At 37.6% G+C, this 20,541-nt stretch carries 23 protein-coding genes and 1 tRNA gene; 18 read left to right on the top strand and 6 right to left on the bottom strand.

Annotated elements, in window-relative coordinates:
* Positions 1 to 19 precede the first annotated feature (19 nt).
* On the bottom strand, positions 20 to 445 hold the full coding sequence (locus K4L44_06010) for a hypothetical protein (GenBank protein ID QZE15385.1): 426 nt from the start codon (positions 443 to 445) through the stop codon (positions 20 to 22).
* A 199-nt stretch (positions 446 to 644) separates the two neighbouring features.
* On the opposite strand from K4L44_06010, the gene K4L44_06005 reads away from it, so the two are divergent.
* A complete protein-coding gene (locus tag K4L44_06005) occupies positions 645 to 1,187 on the top strand; it encodes a hypothetical protein (protein ID QZE15384.1) in 543 nt (180 codons plus the stop codon).
* 1,246 nt (positions 1,188 to 2,433) lie between these two features.
* On the opposite strand, the gene kdsA is transcribed toward K4L44_06005, so the two are convergent.
* The 3 genes from kdsA to K4L44_05990 form a co-directional block, all read right to left on the bottom strand.
* Complete coding sequence (gene kdsA, locus K4L44_06000; GenBank protein ID QZE15383.1) at positions 2,434 to 3,252, bottom strand: 3-deoxy-8-phosphooctulonate synthase; 819 nt, start codon at positions 3,250 to 3,252, stop codon at positions 2,434 to 2,436.
* Between the two features lie 237 nt (positions 3,253 to 3,489).
* A complete protein-coding gene (locus K4L44_05995) occupies positions 3,490 to 4,065 on the bottom strand; it encodes a manganese efflux pump MntP family protein (GenBank protein ID QZE15382.1) in 576 nt (191 codons plus the stop codon).
* Positions 4,066 to 4,148: 83 nt separating this feature from the next.
* Positions 4,149 to 5,432 carry a replication-associated recombination protein A gene (locus K4L44_05990; protein ID QZE15381.1) on the bottom strand — a complete coding sequence of 428 codons (1,284 nt, stop codon included), beginning with the start codon at positions 5,430 to 5,432 and terminating at the stop codon, positions 4,149 to 4,151.
* 462 nt (positions 5,433 to 5,894) lie between these two features.
* On the opposite strand from K4L44_05990, the gene K4L44_05985 reads away from it, so the two are divergent.
* The 4 genes from K4L44_05985 to K4L44_05970 all read left to right on the top strand — a co-directional run bounded on the left by K4L44_05985 (position 5,895) and on the right by K4L44_05970 (position 9,958).
* Positions 5,895 to 6,968 carry a hypothetical protein gene (locus K4L44_05985; protein QZE15380.1) on the top strand — a complete coding sequence of 358 codons (1,074 nt, stop codon included), beginning with the start codon at positions 5,895 to 5,897 and terminating at the stop codon, positions 6,966 to 6,968.
* 21 nt (positions 6,969 to 6,989) lie between these two features.
* A complete protein-coding gene (locus K4L44_05980; GenBank protein QZE15960.1) occupies positions 6,990 to 8,039 on the top strand; it encodes a sialate O-acetylesterase in 1,050 nt (349 codons plus the stop codon).
* Between the two features lie 532 nt (positions 8,040 to 8,571).
* Positions 8,572 to 8,644: transfer RNA gene (locus K4L44_05975), tRNA-Arg, on the top strand.
* 153 nt (positions 8,645 to 8,797) lie between these two features.
* Positions 8,798 to 9,958: a site-specific integrase gene (locus tag K4L44_05970; protein QZE15379.1), complete on the top strand. Its 1,161-nt coding sequence runs from the start codon at positions 8,798 to 8,800 to the stop codon at positions 9,956 to 9,958.
* A 554-nt stretch (positions 9,959 to 10,512) separates the two neighbouring features.
* Here the strand turns inward: K4L44_05970 and K4L44_05965 are convergent.
* Entirely contained in the window at positions 10,513 to 11,313 is an 801-nt protein-coding gene (locus K4L44_05965) for a hypothetical protein (protein QZE15378.1), read from the bottom strand.
* Between the two features lie 10 nt (positions 11,314 to 11,323).
* The gene (locus K4L44_05960) at positions 11,324 to 12,250 is read right to left on the bottom strand and encodes a hypothetical protein (protein ID QZE15377.1); all 927 of its coding nucleotides are present in this window, start codon (positions 12,248 to 12,250) and stop codon (positions 11,324 to 11,326) included.
* Between the two features lie 107 nt (positions 12,251 to 12,357).
* Between K4L44_05960 and K4L44_05955 the strand changes: the two genes are divergently transcribed.
* The 13 genes from K4L44_05955 (at position 12,358) to K4L44_05895 (ending at position 20,538) form a co-directional block, all read left to right on the top strand.
* Positions 12,358 to 12,648 carry a hypothetical protein gene (locus K4L44_05955; protein ID QZE15376.1) on the top strand — a complete coding sequence of 97 codons (291 nt, stop codon included), beginning with the start codon at positions 12,358 to 12,360 and terminating at the stop codon, positions 12,646 to 12,648.
* Positions 12,649 to 12,869: 221 nt separating this feature from the next.
* Positions 12,870 to 13,106 (top strand): hypothetical protein, encoded by a 237-nt coding sequence (locus K4L44_05950; GenBank protein QZE15375.1) that lies wholly within the window; start codon positions 12,870 to 12,872, stop codon positions 13,104 to 13,106.
* 32 nt (positions 13,107 to 13,138) lie between these two features.
* Positions 13,139 to 13,507, top strand: a complete 369-nt coding sequence (locus K4L44_05945; protein ID QZE15374.1) for a helix-turn-helix domain-containing protein — start codon at positions 13,139 to 13,141, stop codon at positions 13,505 to 13,507.
* Positions 13,504 to 14,364 carry a hypothetical protein gene (locus tag K4L44_05940; protein ID QZE15373.1) on the top strand — a complete coding sequence of 287 codons (861 nt, stop codon included), beginning with the start codon at positions 13,504 to 13,506 and terminating at the stop codon, positions 14,362 to 14,364. The genes K4L44_05945 and K4L44_05940 overlap by 4 nt, the downstream gene beginning before the upstream one ends.
* Positions 14,282 to 14,944, top strand: a complete 663-nt coding sequence (locus K4L44_05935) for a hypothetical protein (GenBank protein ID QZE15372.1) — start codon at positions 14,282 to 14,284, stop codon at positions 14,942 to 14,944. The genes K4L44_05940 and K4L44_05935 overlap by 83 nt, the downstream gene beginning before the upstream one ends.
* Positions 14,945 to 14,950: 6 nt before the next feature.
* Positions 14,951 to 15,451, top strand: a complete 501-nt coding sequence (locus K4L44_05930) for a hypothetical protein (protein ID QZE15371.1) — start codon at positions 14,951 to 14,953, stop codon at positions 15,449 to 15,451.
* Between the two features lie 12 nt (positions 15,452 to 15,463).
* Entirely contained in the window at positions 15,464 to 16,318 is an 855-nt protein-coding gene (locus K4L44_05925; GenBank protein QZE15370.1) for a hypothetical protein, read from the top strand.
* Between the two features lie 32 nt (positions 16,319 to 16,350).
* Positions 16,351 to 16,647 (top strand): hypothetical protein, encoded by a 297-nt coding sequence (locus tag K4L44_05920; protein QZE15369.1) that lies wholly within the window; start codon positions 16,351 to 16,353, stop codon positions 16,645 to 16,647.
* A 2-nt stretch (positions 16,648 to 16,649) separates the two neighbouring features.
* On the top strand, positions 16,650 to 16,976 hold the full coding sequence (locus K4L44_05915; protein ID QZE15368.1) for an HNH endonuclease: 327 nt from the start codon (positions 16,650 to 16,652) through the stop codon (positions 16,974 to 16,976).
* On the top strand, positions 16,969 to 17,178 hold the full coding sequence (locus K4L44_05910) for a hypothetical protein (protein ID QZE15367.1): 210 nt from the start codon (positions 16,969 to 16,971) through the stop codon (positions 17,176 to 17,178). Before K4L44_05915 ends, K4L44_05910 begins: the two co-directional genes overlap by 8 nt.
* A complete protein-coding gene (locus K4L44_05905) occupies positions 17,175 to 18,128 on the top strand; it encodes a site-specific integrase (GenBank protein QZE15366.1) in 954 nt (317 codons plus the stop codon). Before K4L44_05910 ends, K4L44_05905 begins: the two co-directional genes overlap by 4 nt.
* 245 nt (positions 18,129 to 18,373) lie before the next feature.
* Complete coding sequence (locus tag K4L44_05900; GenBank protein QZE15365.1) at positions 18,374 to 18,883, top strand: P27 family phage terminase small subunit; 510 nt, start codon at positions 18,374 to 18,376, stop codon at positions 18,881 to 18,883.
* Positions 18,880 to 20,538, top strand: a complete 1,659-nt coding sequence (locus tag K4L44_05895) for a hypothetical protein (GenBank protein QZE15364.1) — start codon at positions 18,880 to 18,882, stop codon at positions 20,536 to 20,538. The genes K4L44_05900 and K4L44_05895 overlap by 4 nt, the downstream gene beginning before the upstream one ends.
* Positions 20,539 to 20,541 lie beyond the last annotated feature (3 nt).

The following is a 20,541-nucleotide window of genomic DNA, read 5'->3' as shown; positions in this document are numbered from 1 at the left end:
CCTTTAGCCCAGGAGAATGTTATTTTGATTTTAAGTGAGACTTAATGATATCTTTTACAATATTCCAGTTAAGATCTAAAAGTCGACTGATTGATTGAATCGTCATATGAGAAGAGAGAAGTAAAACCATCTTCTCTAAAGATCGAATATAGGACTTCTGCTCTTTTGCAAACCTTAAATGTTCCTGACGTACGATCTTGCATTTCTTGCAATAAAGGCGTTGAACATCTATGATAATAACGCACTTCTTTTTGCCTATCATTGGCCCCTTGAAACTACGTTCAACAACTCCACAACAAATAACATGCATTCTTTTATAGCGACTACAACGTAGTTTGTCTTTTTTTGTTTTAACTTTAAGTTGGATGGTATCTCCAACATAGGATGTGGATAACAATTGCTGGTCTTGTAATCCTAAACAATGATATATACTACTGGTATTCATAGTCTATAGCGTTTTATATAAGAAATAACTATAGAATATGTTTACCAGTCTTTTTGTTCATATACGCAATTCATGGAAGAACCTTAAAATCACTAACTTCAATGTTGATATTTGAATACAACTATACACATTCCATCTAAAAGGGAACACCTCACCCATATAGATATCACCTAATTTATTTTCTTAAAACATAATTACAATGAGATTCTTATTTTTACTTTTATCCGTTCTTTCCATCAGCTATGCAACAGCCCAATCCATTATCGTTAATGCAGATGGGACACATTCAACCGTGATAAATAATGGAAATATCACAACCGTAATCAATTCGAATGGAGATGTGTCCACCATCACAAAATGCGGAAATATCACGACCGTTTTAGATTCGGATGGAGATATCTCCACTATCACAAAATGTGGGAACAACACCATCGTAAATCAAGATGGAGATATCTCCACTATCACAAAATGTGGGAACATTACGACAGTTATAAACTCTGATGGAAGTATCTCAACATGGACGCATTCAGGCAATACAACCATATTTGATCATGATGGAGTGATATCCACAATCACCAAAAACAACAACACAATCACGCGAATAGATCATAACGGAGAAGTTTCGATTATTCAGTACCCAGAAAATGATCCCAATATTCTCCATACGATCGGATTGTTTCCCATTTTAAAAAGCCAAAACAATCATCTCCAGAAATTAAAGTCAATTATAGAAGAGAAATAAACACAGGTTCCGAAAGGAAAATAAGAACCATTTACAACGTGGTTGCCCTCGTTGCGACAATTTCATCACATGCTACAAAATATAACGCTACAACAAATCGTGTACCAACCAATCAATGCGTCAACACCTGGGAGATAGAAAGCTCCTGCTTTCGTTTGTTGTATCCATATAATGGATAACGGTGTATATTGCACGAAGTCTCGTACAAGCACAAAGCCCTTCGACAAGTGGTCCCTGAGCTTGTCGAAGGGCTCAGGGGCCACTTGTCGAAGCACAGAAACCACAATTGACAAATGACAACCTCGAACACAGATTCATCAGAACCACGCAAATATGCCATTCAACCTTGTAGGGGCATCTCTTCATGGGTGCCCTGATATGCGAGAATCGCATATAAATGATTGTATTTGAATCATCATAATAGTTTGTTTCACAAACAAAAGTGTGACCACTAGGAAAGCTCCTACAACCTATCAAAACATAAAAATACTACCACAAATTATCCCCACATCAATCAATTATCGATGCAACCACAATTTCCCACAACAATTAATGTTGCAACCAACCGTAGAGACAACGACACTGCCTTGTCTAATATCTCGCAACACAACTACTACAAATATTAAAATAACATGGTATATTGTCCCAATAAAATTTGTGCAAATCTGTGTAATCTGTGGACATAAACGTTGTATGTTTAAATATAAATCCCGATATCCAACCAAATGACTCAATCTCTGCAATTCATTATCACGAAGAATATTATCCCAATAAAATCTGTGTAATCTGTGTAAATCTGTGGACATAAACGTTGCATGTTTACATATAAATACTGATATCCAACCAAATGACTCAATCTTTGCAATTCATTATCACGAAGAATATTATCCCAATAAAATCTGTGTAATCTGTGTAAATCTGTGGACATATACGTTGTATGTTCTCACATAATTTATATCTCTACCCTATTTACTAGTTCCTTTATTCATGGTATGTCAACCTTTTATTCATAGTTCATCCACCGAATCGATGGAGAATCGATGAACAAACCATGAACAAACCATGAACAAACCATGAACAAACCATGGACAAAGTACCTATCAATCCCCTATGAAAGTCGAATGAATCCAATATGACAAACAGGTCTAAGGCAAAAAAAGCGACAATATATATCGCAATAAAAAAGAGGAGAAGACATATACATGTCATTCCCCTCTTTGGAAGTTATTTTCGTTGAATCGACTGACTAAAAAGTACGAGTCACTTCGTGTAGTCGTACCAGCTTAGTTAACATCGCTTCCATCTTCTCTAAGTGAAGCATATTCGCACCATCTGAAAGTGCATTGGCTGGATCTGGGTGGGTCTCGATAAATAGACCATCACATCCCACAGCAATACCTGCTTTGGCAACCGTTTCGATCAACTGAGGTTTTCCACCAGTGACACCACTTGCTTGGTTTGGTTGTTGTAGCGAATGGGTAATATCCAAAACTACAGGACAGTTATTCTCCTGCATTTCAGGGATTCCACGATAATCGATCACCATATCTTGATACCCAAACATATTACCACGCTCCGTAAGCATCACATTTGGGTTATTCATCTCACGCACTTTCTCCACTGCAAACTTCATAGAGCCAGCAGCCAAGAATTGCCCCTTCTTGATATTGACCACCTTGCCTGTCTTCGCCGCAGCAACCAAAAGGTCGGTTTGACGACATAAGAAAGCAGGAATCTGAAGGATATCCACATAAGCAGCAGCCTTTTCAGCATCGGCTTCGGTATGAATATCGGTAACAGTAGGAATATCAAATGTCTCACTCACCTTACGAAGAATCTTCAAGGCCTTCTCATCCCCAATACCAGTAAAACTATCCAATCTCGAACGATTCGCCTTCTTAAAAGAGCCTTTAAAAACATACGGAATGCGTAGTTTATTGGTGATCTCCACCATCTTTTCTGCCACATGCATTGCCAACGCTTCGCTCTCTACAGCACAAGGTCCAGCCAACAGGAAAAAATTTCCTGAATCGGTATGCTTTATTTTAGGGACTTGTTCAATCATACTTTTGTCTTTTTAATATAAACTTTCAAAAACAAAGGTCGCAAAAACATAGAAAGCGCACAACACTTTCTATCATTTAAAAAGCTATTTAGAGAAGAAAGGCAATCGTTTCCTCCAAGTGTTAGAGAATGAAAAGAGAGAGAGGAGGATTGGAATAATCATAACTATAAAATTTCTAGTCAAAGAGCTGTGACCAAAAGAAAAGACGGCAAGAAACCATCTCGATGAAAGAATCCTTTACATACAAAGATGGCTAATCAATATTTTCACCCCAATAGCGATAAGTACCACACCACCGAAGATCTCAATACCACTATTAATCTTGTTCCCCAACTTACGACCTAAAGTAACCCCAACAGAGGAGAATGTAAAAGTTATCAGCGCAATGATAGCCATGGCAAGAGTGATATTCACCTCCTCTAAAGCGAACCCAACACCAACAATCATGGCATCAATACTGGTAGCCAAAGCCACTCCCATCAACATCCAATGAGAATATTTAGAAGTGTGTCCCATGGTACCACAAGCTTTGTTGGCATCAAAACGAATGCCATCAAAGATTAACTTACCCCCAATAAACAGTAAGAGAGAGAAGGCGATCCAATGATCACAAGCCTGAACGACAGATTTAAAACTACTCCCAACGAGCCACCCAATCACAGGCATTCCACCCTGAAACAAAGCCATATAAGAAGCAATACGAAACACTTCCCGCTTACGAATTCGGGTGGCACAAGCTCCCATGGAGATACTGGCAGCCAAACTATCAATAGAGAGTCCAATAGCAATAAAAATGATTGTAAATAACGACATGATTTTAGCAATAAAGTGATAGAGAACAAAATTATTTTTTTTCTTACTGCTTCAAAACAAAATCCGCCTATTTAAAAACATTCTTAGAATCTAGATTTCCACCACGACTTCAGACGTTCCAATATTTTTTTCTCTTGGGGGTTGTCTTGCGGCGTATAAAAACGACTATTTTCAATCCCTTCTGGCATAAACTGCTGTTCTGCAAAATTGCCATCATAGGCATGAGAATACTTATAATCTTTCTTATAACCTAATTCCGACATCAGCTTCGTTGGAGCATTGCGCAACGACAATGGCACAGGCAAATGTCCAGTTCGACGCACCTCTGCAATCGCCTCGTTAATGGCACTATAAGCAGAGTTACTCTTCGGCGAAGTGGCAAGATAGATGGTGCATTCCGACAACATAATACGAGATTCTGGCATCCCTACCTTATGCACTGCATCGAAAGTAGCATTGGCAAGAAGTAGCGCATTGGGATTGGCAAGTCCAATATCTTCCGAGGCCAAGATCACCAGACGCCGAGAGATAAACTTCACATCCTCTCCCCCCTCTAACATACGTGCAAGATAGTAGACTGCGGCATCAGGATCTCCCCCACGCACCGATTTAATAAAGGCTGAGATAATATCGTAATGCATCTCTCCTTTCTTATCGTAAAGAGCCAAGTTTTCTTGAAGGTTCTTCTGCACCGAATCGTTATCAATCACCAAAGTACCCTGACTCTGTTGCGAAGAGAGCGCATTGACCACCACCTCTAGGATGTTTAAAAGCTTACGAACATCTCCTCCAGAAAACCGAAGTAGTGCCTCATACTCTTTCACCTGAATGTCGACCCCTTTAAGGTATTGATCCTCCTCTAATGCTCGTTGTACAATCTTCTTTAAAACCGAAGCGTCGACATGTTTCAACACATAGACCTGACAACGTGATAGCAGCGGAGAGATCACCTCGAAGCTAGGGTTCTCGGTAGTTGCCCCAATAAGAGTGACCACCCCTTGTTCCACAGCCCCTAAGAGTGAATCTTGTTGTGCCTTACTAAAACGATGGATCTCATCGATAAAAAGAATTGGGTTTGGCGTATTAAAAAACCGTTGTTTCTTCGCTTTATCGATCACTTCTCTCACATCTTTCACGCCTGAATTGATCGCACTTAACTCAAAAAAAGGTCTATCTAAAAGACGTGCCACAATCTTTGCTAAAGTTGTTTTACCCACACCTGGAGGTCCCCATAGGATAAACGAAGAGATATTGCCATTCTCTATCATCTTACGGATAGGTCCTTGTGCCCCGACAAGATGTTCTTGTCCGAAATAGTGATCTAAATTTTGAGGTCGCAACCTCTCTGCCAACGGTTGATTTGTCATATTCTATCTCTGTTTCTATTACGAAGGAGTGGCATCAATGATGCCCGAATCGATAAAACAAAGATACACAAATTAGCAAAGTGCCCTTGGTATCTATCCAATTTCCTTCGGCTTCAACAGCCTTTTTCTCTCCTTTATTTCTAACATACTGATCACAAAAGAACTACCACCTCACGCTATTTCACACAGGTTGAATCGAGATGTCATCACTCCTAGACTCACATTTACACTCTCCTAAGATTATAGAATAGAACGATCTTACCCTTTACGCCCTCAGAACCTTACTCAGACACAAACCATTTTAATACAACAAGATACACACACCAAACAAAGAGAGATCTAAATTATTACCCCCAAAACGATTCAATTATCCCCCTACCACTCTTATCATGACGTCATCGGATTGTCGTATTTTGGCTTCCATAAAACATTCGCAAAACACCATAGAATAACAATCTAAAGATGAAAATACGAAACAGAATACATCTAATCAGTATCATTATCATGACCATGCTATTGACAACCCCGAGCTTCTCCAAAGAAAAAACAAAGGTTGCTTGTATTGGAAACTCTGTAACCTTTGGTGCAACGATAAAAGATAGAGACCATGATAACTACCCAACACAACTTCAAGAGATGTTGGGAGATTCGTTTCTTGTGGGAAATTTTGGACATAGTGGAGCTCGATTGATGCAAAAAGGTCCCAATCCATATATTCAAACAGAGGCATACCAGAAGGCATTACAATTTCATGCAGACATCTTTGTTATCCACTTAGGGTTAAATGATACCGACCCTCGTAATTGGCCACACTATAGGGATCGTTTTGTATCCGATTTTTATGCATTGATAGACACACTCAAGGCATCTAGCCATCATCCCAATCCACAATTCTATATATGTAAAGAGTCACCTGTATTGGGGCTAAAAACCTTTATCCCCCTTGGAAGAATAGCATGGTATGACCAAATAGTGGAGACCACCACCCATATCGCATCACAAAGAGACATCCCTGTAATTGATTTCTATAGCCCTTTGGTATCGCGTCCAGACCTACTAACAGATGGATTGCATCCTAATGGCAAAGGTGCCACACTCTTAGCACATGAGGTGGCGAAATATGTTGGAAATCAATTTCCTGCTTTAACACTCCCTTCCATTTTTCAAGATGGGATGGTGCTACAACGCAATCAACCTATTCACCTATGGGGTGAAGCAACGCCAAAAGAAGAGGTAAAGATCAAGTTCTTAGGAGAGCGCTATCAAACGAAGACTCGTGAGAATGGAAAGTGGAGTATCTATCTTCCCAAACAGAAAGTAGAAAAAGACCAAGAGATGACTATCTCTACCAGTAAAAAACAGATTCATATCAAAGAGATCTCTATCGGAGATGTATGGTTATGCTCAGGGCAGTCCAATATGTCATTTCCACTAAGAAGTAGCCAGCATGGAGAGAAAGCCATCCAGAAGGCAACCAATGAAAACATCCATATCTATAGTATGGAGACAGCACATCCAACCAATAATACTGCTTGAAGCAAAAAGACTTTAGACGAGATCAACAGGCATCAGCTCTACCTGCCTAGCAAATGGAAGAGAGCACAATCGAATGGTGTCGGTTCTGTCTCAGCTATAGCATACTATTTTGCAAATACATTAGAACAAAACACCCATATTCCTACCGCGATCATTGTCAATACTATCGGAGGATCGCCAACAGAAGCATGGATTCGTTACAATACCTTGACTCACGATGCCAACACCTACGATTTCTTTGTCAATTGGAAAGGCTCTAATGGGGTAGATAGTTGGGTAAAGTCTAGAGCAGCCAAAAATACTAGCAAAGCCACCAACCCACACCAACAACATCCTTACCATGCCTCCTATTTGTATCAGACTTCTATGGAAATGCTTTCGAAGTACCCAATATCAGGAGTTCTTTGGTATCAAGGAGAATCGAATGCAGAGAATCCTGAGATGTTTGCGCACCTATTTAATACACTCAAAGAAGATTGGAGATCGGCCTACGCTAGACCTCAACTACCCTTCTATTATGTGCAATTATCTGGGCTAAACAGACCATCATGGAGCTATATTCGAAATGTACAGACCGAGTTAGATAGACAAGATCCTTATGCGCATATGGTGGTATCCTATGATTATGGGAATGCGAACAATGTACATCCAACAAACAAACAACCGATTGGAGAACGATTGGCAAAACAAGCACTTTACTTCACCTATAACAAACGTAGTGTGACTCCTTATGGACCGCTATTGGAAAAGATCGAGCAGAAAGACAGTCAATTGATCGTCTCTTTCGAATATGGCAAAGGACTACACCCTAAAGAGGGGAAAGAGGTGATAGGATTTGAGATAGCAGGAGAAGATCGCATCTTCCATCCAGCCCAGACATCCATCAAAGGAGACAAAGTGATCTTGATAAATTCAAAAGTAACAAGCCCAAAATACGCACGCTATGCATGGGCTCCATATACCAAAGCCAACTTAGTAAACGGTGCAGGACTACCTTGTCCTACTTGGAACACACTATACATGACAACAGACAAACATCTATTTGTAGGTGACATGAAAGATAAGAGATAACAGAAACATAGACTTCGTCTAAAAGATATTTACCCCCCGGTAAATGGATAGCAGGACCATCGATATATCCCGCAACTCTAAAACGGAGCAAAGGGATAGGGAATCGAAGCTTTTCTATTAAAAAGAGGAGAAACCGACGTACTGAGTACAACGTTTCTCCTCAATAAAAACCAGCTATTTTTATATTAGAACAAAAATTAGAAAGCAAAAAGAAGCATATACAAATTGTAGAAAATTACAAAGAACAAAGATTATAGATGTACATATTATTACAGTGGTGAAGATGCAACGTAATTAATATCCTAAAACCTACAGGTAGAGAAGTGAGTCAACAGAAACCATTAAATCGTTATAATATCGAAACGACTCATTTCACTACAACAGCTTTAACAACTATTTAGGGAACAGTTCTCAAGACGTTCATTGGTATATTACAAGCATCGTGATAGTCCCCAACTTTTGGGGACTATCTTACTTTAGCCCGTTGTAACTTCATAAAAATTGTATATATTTGAGTCTCGAATACAAAAGAGGTCTCATAGTTCAACTGGATAGAATGTAGGATTCCGATTCCTATGATAGGGGTTCGACTCCCCTTGAGATCACCCAAGAAGCAAAATAAAGCCCATTTAATGGGCTTTATTTATTTTAGACACAACCACTTACAAGATTATTCAAACTTTTTCGTATCTTTAATAATAGGACCAAAATAAGACATTTGTGATACCCGTTTGGTACCCATTTTTTTTTAAAGATATATGAAAGCAAGATATAGTTACATCTACAACAGGAAGAATAAATTAAACAAACAAGGCACTGCTCTTATCCAAATTTGTGTCTATTTTAAAAGTCGTCAAAGGGCTTATATTTCGACTGGAATATATATTCGTCCAGAAGAGTGGAATGACAAAGATAAGTGTATTTGTAAAAACCCCAACTCTATAAAAATGAATCATCAAATACGTTCTTTGAGGAATCGAATCGAGGACAAAGAGATGGAACTTTTGGATAGAGGAGCATGCCTTTCACCTCAAATATTGGAAGAATTTCTTCTTATAAAACAGTCTGGAAATCGTTATGATTTTATTCAATTTTGTGAAAACTATAACAAAAAGGATAACAGTGTCACCGTAGGTACATATAAGGCTAGAAATACTGGAATAGCCAATATAAAGAAGCATAACAAGATGCGTGTTTGGGCAGACATCAATCTAAAAAACATTGTTGGATTTGATAACTATCTACACAAACAAGGCTATAAAATAGCTACGATCGGAAAGCAACACTCCTACCTTAAACTATTTATAAATGCTGCTATTAAAGAGGGGTATTTAAACCCTCATGAGAACCCCTATATGCATTTTAAGATATGCAAGAAGGATCATAGTGAAGTTCCTAGGTATATTAAACCTGAAGAAATTGAAAAGATAAAAGCAGTTGCACTCCCTTATGAGACTGGAGAACTCTCTAAGGATCTCTTTCTATTCTCTTGCTATACTGGTATTGCATATAGTGACGTGATGACTTTGACTCAAGAAAACTTACTGGAGATCAACAATCGCCCAGTAATCAAAAAAAAGAGACAAAAGACAAAAGAGGAGTTTATTGTTCCTATTCTACTCCTACCCCAACATATTCTCAAGAAATATAAGGATAACGAACGTGAGACACTCTTCCCTTCTATCTCGAATCAGAAGTATAACAAAAACCTAAAACGCATCGCAGATGCTGCTGGAATCAAAGAGAAGCTTACCACTCACGTAGCACGACATACTTTTGCCTCTATCTTTCTTAATTCTGGAGGACGTATCGAAACACTTCAACGTATCCTTGGACACGCTGATATCAACTCCACACAGGTCTATGCAAAGATATTTGATGAGACTGTATTAAATGAAATGGATCTGATTGAAAAATAAAGTTAAAGGTTATAATGCTAATAGGTTTATCGAATGATCTAGACATGGATCACTTCGTTCTTTTACCACTTTGTAATGTAAAACTATATAGATCTTCAAGGAGCTTCTTGGTTAAAAACAATGCGTATACAGTATTGGTCCAAATTAATGATTCTACAAATGATTTTAATCCAAAATTAAATTCTTCAACATGTATCACTAAAGAGTTTAAGATACTTTTTTCTGGAAAGCAAATCATATACAATAAAATTGATAATATTGAATAAAAATAATGTCTTACACCAACCTTATATTTATCAATTAACTTATGCAATAATGTTTTTGAATTATCCTCTTTACATTCAATATTGTACAAACGTCGTGAATATGGAGAATTAGCAAATACAGTTAAAGAGGTTAGTGCAAATCCTATAAAAATTGAATTTAAACTAAGCAAGCTCGAAAACGAATCGTTTCCAAATGAATGAAACGAAAAAAAGACAAACAGAAATGTTCCAACTAAAGCTTTCATAATTCACAGTTTTGAATAAAGGTATGAAATAGGAATAGAATAATCAACGTTTTTCAAACTCAGTTAAGAGCTCTTTATTCTTAACAATGAGATATTCATCAATTTCAACTCTTAATCTCAACTCTTCTGATATAGCATTCGAATTAAAAAATATTGCTCTATTATCTTTATCTTTACCACATATTAAAAGTGATTTGACTGAACTATCATTTAACAATTCTTCCAATTTGTCTTTCTTTGAGAAGAATCCTGATACTTGATTTCTTTTTAAGGAAAGGTCTGCATATTTCAACTTGATTTCAATATCGGCTGCATCATACATAAATACATCTTGCGACAATGCTTCATTTAAAGAATTATTTGAAAACAATAAAGAAGATGGGGTTACTGACATTTTAAGTGTATTTAACGACCTTAACGCCTGTATAAACTGTTCTTTATTGTATATGTTTTTTATACATATATTATTTGATCTACATATTTGCTTTAAAATATCTTTAAAAATTTTGTCACGTCTTATATCACTTATCCAAAGTGTACTATTTTTAATATCAATAATATAGTAGTTATGCTCATCAAAAGGAGAAACACTCGAATCATATGGTGTTTCACATTCTATGTGATTTTCAAAATCATAAGCATCTTTACTATAAGGGTATTTTGCTGCAATAGCTTCATCTATTAGCAAAACATCTTCATTCTTATTAAACAGGTAATTGTACTTTATGCTTCTACTGTTTTTTTCAAGTACATCTGGTTCATTGGAAATTATAATATCATCTCTTTTAATACTATCAGAATCGATGATTAATTGAAAAGCTTTGAGTTTTATGTCTTTTTTCATCCTTATTATTTTATCGAACTTCTGCATCTACAATACGTATTACTCTAAACATGCTGATGATATCTGTATCCATGAGTTCCATCATTCCTCCAGCTACATTATCCGATCGCAACGTTAAGAATCCTGTGGTTTGAAGTTTATTCTCCGTGATTCTTTTTACAACAATCATATCAGAAAAGCAGACCACGACAACACCTACAGTAAATCCCCAGTTCTCTGGAGGTATTTGTTTTATCAAAACTTTGGTTTTTGGAAGTAGTGTAGGTTCCATAGAGTCTCCATCTATTTCGACCACGAGGTAATCATCGATCTTTTCACTCTTCTGCATATATACTGGGAAGGTGGTTAGTTCGCTATATTGACAAGTATTCTCAACGAAACCAGCACGTGCACTTACTGGAATAAATGGAATCTGTGTTATAGTATACTCCCCTTCATGAGTAAGTACTGGAGTCTCAAGAAACATCTTACCATTTCCATTCCATAACCAATCCTTTCTTACTCCATCATCAAGACTAAGAAGTGCATCCACAAATAGTTCGGTTATATCAATCTGACCATTTAAAACTTGATCTACATAGTTTTTTGTAAAACCTATTTTCTGTCCCAGGTCTAGATTCGTTTCAACTACTTCTTGAAACTTTAACCAAGAAAGGTATATATTAATTCGTTTTAAGAGGCCCGACTGTTTATGTTTGATCTCATTTTGATCATCAAAGAAGAATGACAGATCTACTTTCATCACTTCCATTAACTCTAAAATAAAGCCTTTTTTCACCTTTTGGGCTTTGAATCGTTGATTTAAACCTTGTTGAGATAATCCTAATTTTTCAGCAATATGAATGAGCTTGACACCAGAAGCTTTAATTTTCTCTTTTAATTCATTCCCACTCAATGGGGGAAAATCTTCAAAGCTATTTTTTTTCTGTAAATTCATTGATTTTTTTTTGCTAAAAAACAGTCTTTTGTTTACTTTTGATATATACTTAAATAAACAAAACAGTATTCTTGTTTAATAATTACAATAACAAATATAAACAAAAAATGAATGAAAAACGAGAATCATATTGTAATGCTCCCAAAGTTCCAAGAGGTGCTCGAGTATTATTATCTGAAAAGTATGGTGTATCATGCCAATATATATGGTTGATACTTACAGGTCAAAGAGTATTTGATAAAAAAATGGAGTTGATGATTGACATTGAAAAGCTAAATAATGTTGAGAATCAAATAAGCGAACAAAAAAAGTTAATCAAAGCAAGGTGTTCTAATGAAATTGAAGAAGTTGTAAAAACAAGAAATTCTCGAATGCGAGAAGTCCTAGGGTTGAAATAAAAAAAGAAGAGTATCGATCAAACGCCAATCAGATAATACTCTCCTTTTAATAGATCATTAAAAGAAAGCAAAAACTTAATAAAAACTTTCTGCCCTTTTTTAATTAACGTAACCGCCAATAGATCGGAGGTTACTATTTTCTAATAACTACAAATAAAATAAAAAAAAGTGGCTCTATCAATAGCTACAATATTAGTTTGTAGTAAAATATGTTAACGCATATGAAATCCCAACTCGTAAGAATTAAGAGTAATCTACGCAGAGGTGATTACTCAGAGATTGCCGAAATGGCAAATGTATCCCTATCCACAGTACAAAGAACCTTTTGTACATCTAATCGATTCGTATCATTCTGTAATGATAAAGTACTGGAAGCTGCACTGGTAGTTGCCCAGAGAAATATTCTAAGAAGAGCAAGAGCCAAGCGTATGCTTAACTCCTTGCCTTCAGAGGTCTAAAACGATTATTTCACACATTAATACAGGATGTTATGAAACAAAATATCTTAGAAACAATCCCTGCAGACCTTTCCTCAGAACAAAGAATGGCATTTCGTGAAATCATTTTCGAAGTACTCATGGAAGCAATCCCTGAAGTAATCAAAGAGATCACACCTAGAATTATAGAAGAGGTAAAGGTGAGTTTACGACATGAGACCAAAGTGGACAATATCAAAGCTCACATACTCCGCTACCCGACTCAAATACTGGACACTAGAGCAATATGTGCGATTATGGGTTGGTCTGCATCTACCGTACAAAGGAAACGTGATGACTTTTATAATCCACTTCCCATGTATAAAGATGGTCGAAGGTACATCATAAGCAAAGATGAATTCATTCAATACCTCCGATTATGAGTTATATAGAGTTAATTAATCGCTTTTGGATTCTCCATGAGGAGGTGGGATTTAGTACCACTGCGGTGGCTCTCTATTTCTATCTTCTAAAGGTCAACAATGCTCTTTCGTGGAAATCCTCGTTTAAGCGCAATAATGCAAAGACACAAGCGGATCTTACTGTTCATCGTAAAAAGCTCTTAGAGGCAAAGAAAGAGCTCGCAAATGCAGGTTTAATATCTTTTACAACCTCTAAAACGAATGGAAATGTAACCTATACCATCTTAAAGAACAATCTTACTATCGAAGAGAGTACAAAGGAGGTTACAAATCAAGTGGCAAAGACGATCGCAAAAGAAGTAACAAAACATGCAACAAAGAGCAACCCAAAAGAGGGGACAAAAGAGGTCGCAAAAGTGGTGGCACTTAAGTTAGATATAGATAAAGAAGAAGATAAAGATATAGACAAGAATAAAGAGACAAAAAAGGCTGGCTCTTTTGAAAAATCCTCTTCTGGTACTAAAATTTCTTCTGCTAAAACGAAAACAAAGAAAAAAGTTGCGCCAAAAAAGAAAGTAGAAACATCGCTCGAAGGAGAATGGGCAGCTCTTATGAATCGTTTTTTAGAACATCGCTTGTTGTTAGGATCACCGATCAAAACACCTCAAGGGATTAAAGCAAGAGAGAACAGGCTATTACAGTTGAGCAACAACGACCTGCAGTTAGCAAAGAAGATTCTTAATCAAACGATTGAGAATGAATGGAAGGACTTTTACCCATTGAAAAACGGTGGTTATGAAAACAATAGATCAGCTGTTTCAGCGAATCAACCAATTGTCAACGCAACAGCAAACCATACAGAAGAAGAGGCTCTCTAATTTTCGTTTCGACCTTACAAGCAAAGAGATGGGAGCTGTCATTTGGAATATTGCCCAATTGGTAGCACAACAGAGAAACACTCCAGAATATATCATCGATGACCAGAATCGAAAGGCTCTCAATAAATTGACTTATTACTTGTTGGGAGACGAACGATTCGGAGATGGTTTGCACAAAGGACTCTTTATTCGTGGTCCAGTAGGAACAGGAAAGACCATGCTTCTGGAGATTGTAGCTGAGATCTTTAAACTCAAGAGGATCAACCTTCGAATATTCAATGCTCTGGAGATTGCATCCATCATGAAAAGCAATGATGAAGCAGCAAAGAAACGATTACTTGAAGGCTATATCGCCATTGATGACATTGGAATTGAGGATGTAGAGTATAAAGTTTTTGGAAGTACTGTTCGACCAATATTCGATGTCATTAGTTCGAGATATGCAACCAGAAGGTTCACCTTCATCACTACCAACCTTACACCCACAGAGATTGAAGCGAGATATGGAAACCGTGTAAGAGATCGCTTACGTGAAATGACTTCACAGATTGTATTGAATGGAGAATCACGCAGAAAATAGCAAGTTATGAAACATACATATCAAAATATCATTATATCGCAGATCCTTTCCAAAGCAGAAGAGGAACGTCCAACCAAAACAATAGAGATATCAGTCAAGGATAAGATGCCAGAACAGTCTAATTGGGAAAAGCTTCTACAAAGATTGCACCTGCAAGAAGCACCTAAAGAGACCTTCTCTTCCAGAACATACAGTCGATTAGCAAATCACTGGACATTTGACGCAATAGGCTACCATTTTGCATGCCTATGTCAAACCCACAATAACAACACCTATTTCAATGTCAATATCTTCTTTAAAGGACTTCTATCCTGTAGTTTTTCTGTGGATCTTATTGATTCGACACAAGAGATACAAGTCAACTTTATAGATCATTTTGAAGTACTGGAGGATCTTGGAATAAGCTTTGGTGCCGAAGCAAAAAAAAGAAAGGTAGAACGTATCCTTTGCAAATATATCTCCGATTATAAGAGAGAGTCTAATCCCAAATTAAGTCAACTGATTTAAAAATAAAACAAGATGAAAGGAAGAAGAACAAAATATGATTTTTCAAACCATAATCTTAATATTCAAACAATGGACTGTCATGGATTGATTGGAAAGGTTTCTATCCATGAATTGAGAATCGGCAATAACAAAATGGAAGCTATTCGATTTATCAATACATCAGGAGTTATGACTGTTACAGGTGATTTCGGGAACTGGGTGTTTTGTCGAGAGTTTATCCCTATTCCAGAAGGTAGAGTATCTGATATATATTGGCAAGAGAAATTGACAGTCCGTAACGGTGCAACAAGTTTCGTGAACTATTCACCAGAAAAGACAGAAGCACTATTAAATGAATTGATAGAAGAGGGTCTGGAAGATGGATATGAGGAAGATGACGAGTACATAAAATATCTAAAAGACCTACTAGATTATGTGGAAGAAGAATTCGACTTTATTTATCACGCGATAAATAACAAACCTACTGAAGCTGAATTTGATGAAGGTATTCCAATTTGCAGAGAGGTACCAGTTCAACTCAATATAGTCTTCGATGCTTTTGAAGAAATATGTAACCGATTAGATAAAGAACCTATCGAAGTTAAAGATAATAAACACCTTAACATCAGTTTCGATATAAACAACCTTGATAATATTCACACGGACGAGCTCATGTTCACTCTTCAAAATATTAGACATGATGCTTATTCTCCATGTACGACAATAGTAGATGGTAGTATTATAACTTTTGATGATTTATTCTTTCTGCCCAAAGTGGTTAAAGCAGGAGCAAATAAGAAAGAGGTAGAACGAATGTACAATACCATAATTACAGAGGTAGACAGAAGAGCTGGACAAATAGAGTTCAATAAATTGAAGTCCGTATAATTAGAATTGTTAACTACCCTAAATAAGATATCATGAAAAATTTAAAGCTAAAATTCAAGACTAGATCCAAGGTGACGAACCTATGTTGTAAACTTAGATTGACGGCTCAAGATACCCTTCAATTGATCTGTCTATTAAATGCAGCGAGTAGCCCAATGATATTTCCAACAGGTGAGATACTGGCATTTAACAATCGAGATAGTGATTCATATAAATTTCTTATTGGCAATGGATTCATCTTTCCTGTAGGTACAGAGTTATCAATGCGTGATGCTTCAGGAGAAGAGGTGACACTAGATGAATTTGTGAAACAATATAATGCTTGTTAGTTATGAGAAAGAAAAACATCAGACTCTTCTCAAAGGCAAGAGAAAAAGAACAGGTACGAGAAAGGAGTAATCCTTTCTATCATACCTATCGATGGAGAAAGGTCTCCAAAGAGTTTCTATCCAGAGAAGAGAATCAGTTTTGCGTTCATTGTAAGATGAACCATGTACTTGCTCCAGCAACGACCACCGACCATATTATCCCCATGGAGATATGTGACGATCCTTATGATGAGAGGAACTTCCAGCCTCTCTGTATGAGATGCAACCGAATCAAAGGCGCATCGGACAAACGAATGATTCAACAACACAAAAAGAAACGTCATGAATAAGCTTTCAATATCCCAAGCAGAAGAGAAGATCAGAGACACGTTGTTTGCTTTGAAAGGTGGTGAGATCGATGTACTCACCGCATATGTGAAGCTGAATGTCTATTACGATCACATTAACATTCATAAGGTAGCCATGATGGATCGTGGTAGAGTGAAACATACGAATATGAATTATCCATCCCATTTAAGAATCAAACGATGATTATCAAGAGTTCTCTTTCGTTCAACCAATTGATCTTGATGTTCCTGGAGGAGTTAGACATCAAGGAGTCTTCAAGAAAGAACTATCGAACGACCCTTCGTGTGTTTACACGTTGGTTGGTTACTTCGAAGGTCGATGTTCGTTCTCCTACCAGAGCCAACATCATTGCCTATAAGTCTTACTTGAAGTCCTTGAATCTTGCAGCAACCACACTGGATAACTATCTATCCAGTGTGAGACAGCTCTTTGCATGGATGGAACGAAGAGGATTCTATGAGAACATTGCAGCAGGAGTTCATTCACCTAAGCGATACAAGGGATTCCGTAAGGAGTACCTCCAAGAGAAAGAGGTTTGTCATCTATTAAGATCCATCAAACTATATCGAGTGATAGACTATCGAGACTTAGCAATCATCTCCTTGATGGTCACTATGGGATTAAGATCTATCGAGGTTTGTAGATTGGATGTCGAAGATGTACAGATGGGATACGATGGTTTCAAGCTTCGTGTCTGGGGAAAAGGTCGGGACGAGAAGGATCGTATCATTGGTTGTGTTCCAGAGTTCGTAATGGATTATCTTAATGACTATCTACTCCAGCGAAATCATACTGGATGCTCTCCTTTGTTTGTCACCCATAAGAACAAACGTCTCAATACGATGGCACTATCTCGTATCATCAAGAAGAGACTGGAAGCGGCACAACTGAAAAGACCAGGAGTCACGATGCATAGCTTTAGACATACTGCAGGGATCACTGCTATAAGACATGGTGCAGACCTTCAAGCGGTCAAAGAGATGTTAGGACATTCCAGTATCGATACAACGATGATTTATTTAAGTGCAATAGAGCGTGAAAAAGCTTTAAGTAATAGTGCAATACAGACCTTGGGTGATACATTCAATCTAAGGGCTAAAAAGAGGCAAGAAATAGCATATTCGATACCCTAAAATAGCTCTAGGCAAATAAAGACTATATTTATTGTCACGACTATTCTACTTAAATATTCAAATATTCGATGAAAATAGACCTAAAGAAACGATTTGAAGAGAAAAAGCGAATAACTCCCATCTGTTGGGAAGAAATATAACATGATAAGGGGGGAGTCAGATCTCTAAACGGAATGACCCCCACGACCGCACATCCCCTCTTTTGTTGTCGCATGCAAAATGAAAACTTTTTTAACCTTACAACAATGGCAGGAAGACCACCTAAAAATAGAGAAATAAAGAAACTACAAGGCACATTGCAACCATGTAGAGACAAAGGACCCGATGTAGCATTTCAAAAAATCATACAATGGCCTCCAGCTCCACGTGAGTTGTGCACCAAAGGAAAGAAACTCTATGAGACCACCTGTTCTCAACTAAAGCTTCTGGGTGTTTTGAATGAAGTAAACCTTGCAATCGTTTTGGCTTATGCCACAGAGATGGGAAAGTACTTTACTACAGAGAAAGAGCTTGCACGAACCAAAGACAATCCCACGCCAAGACTACAGGCGGTGTATGATAAGAATGGAACGCTACTTAAATATATACGCAATCCTCTGGATAAGATGGCGAGCGAATATCTAGACAACGCTCGTAAGATGGCCAATGAATTGGGGATCACTCCAGCATCCCAACACAAGATCAAAGGAGTCATGACAGAACAGACACAAGATGAATTTGAAGCATTGTCAAATAAATATGATGAAGAGTTATGAGTTGTCACAAAGCAAAAAAATATATCAAGCAGGTAATAGAGCAAACCATCCCGGCATGTAAATATATTCGATTGGCATGTCAAAGACATATCGATGATCTAGATCAAGCCACAGAAAAAGGATGGTACTTTGATGAGAAGTCCGCAAGAAAGGTATTCGATTTTTTGAAACTAGTATACCACACTCCAGACAAAAACAAGTATGTTCCTTTCGAGTGTGAACCATGGCAGGCTGCCATCATCTATATTGTTTTTGGTTGGAAGAAAGCCAATGGCAAAAGACGTTTCACCAAAGCGTATACAGAGATTGCAAAGAAGAATGGAAAGACCACGTTTGCAGCGGCCATTGCAAACTATATGTTGATCTTTGATGGAGAGAAAGAGGCTGAGATATACTGTGCTTCTACGGTGGAAAAGCAATCCTTGATCTGTTTTGATAAAGCCAAAGAGATGCTTAATCGTTCTCCAGCATTGAAGACCAGAACATCACGAATGAGAAAGTCCATCGTATTCAAAAGCACCATGAGTAAGATGGCTCCTTTGGGAAGAGACTCAGATGGTATTGAGGGAATCAATCCACACTGTGCCATCATCGATGAGTATCACGTATGGAAGAGCAACGAAGTAAGAGAGAATATTGAATCGGCAATGGGTAACCGTTTACAACCTTTGGTCTTTGTGATTACCACTGCAGGACGTGACAAGACACTCCCTTGTTTTGAATATCGAAATACCTGTGTGGATATCCTAGAAGGAAACAAAGAGTCGGATGACACTTTCATCTTTATCTTCACGATCGATGATCCAGAGAAGTGGAAAGAAGAATCCGAATGGGTAAAAGCCAATCCAAACTTGAATGTTTCGGTGGATATGGATCGCTTTAGATCTCAATTCAAAGAAGCACTACTTAGAACCTCTGAAGAGGTCAACTTCAAAACCAAGAACTTGAATCTCTGGGTAAATGCTCCAGAGGTTTGGATCAGCGATGAGAAGGTGAAGAAGAATAACCATGATACTACGATGGAAGATTTAGAAGGTCAAGTTTGTTATGGTGGATTAGACCTTGCATCCCATGTCGACATCAATGCCTTATCTCTATACTTTCCAAATATCCATGGACGACCTGTTTTCAAAACTTGGTACTGGATACCAGAACGCAAAGTAGAAGAACGTGAAGATAAAGTGGATTACCTGAAATGGAGTAGAGAGGGTTGGATATATGTTTTCAATGGAGACGTATTGGATACCGATCGTATGGTAGAAGACATCACCATGATCCTTGAAAGGTACGACTGTAAAGCATTGGGATATGACCCTTACAAAGCATACCACGGTGTCTTCCAAGGATTGAAACAAAATGGTTTAGGAGACATTCTTTTTGAGTACAACCAGGGAATCAAAAACATGTCGGAGCCAACCAAAGAACTCGAACGAATTATCTACAAAGGAGAAGCCGACCTGATGAGTGATCCAGTCAAACACTGGATGTTTCGAAATGTGGTGGTCTATAAAGATATCAATGAGAATGTAAAAGCAGACAAGAAAAGATCACGAGATAAGATCGATGGAGTGATCACCGATATCATTGCCATTGGTTGCTCCATGGCTGGAGCAGAAGACCTTCAAGATTATATTACCCCTTTACGTACTTTCTAAAAC

This window comes from Prolixibacteraceae bacterium, assembly GCA_019720755.1.
Taxonomy (GTDB): Bacteria; Bacteroidota; Bacteroidia; order Bacteroidales; family Prolixibacteraceae; genus Halosquirtibacter; species Halosquirtibacter laminarini.
This window is presented reverse-complemented; position numbering and strand designations above follow the sequence as displayed.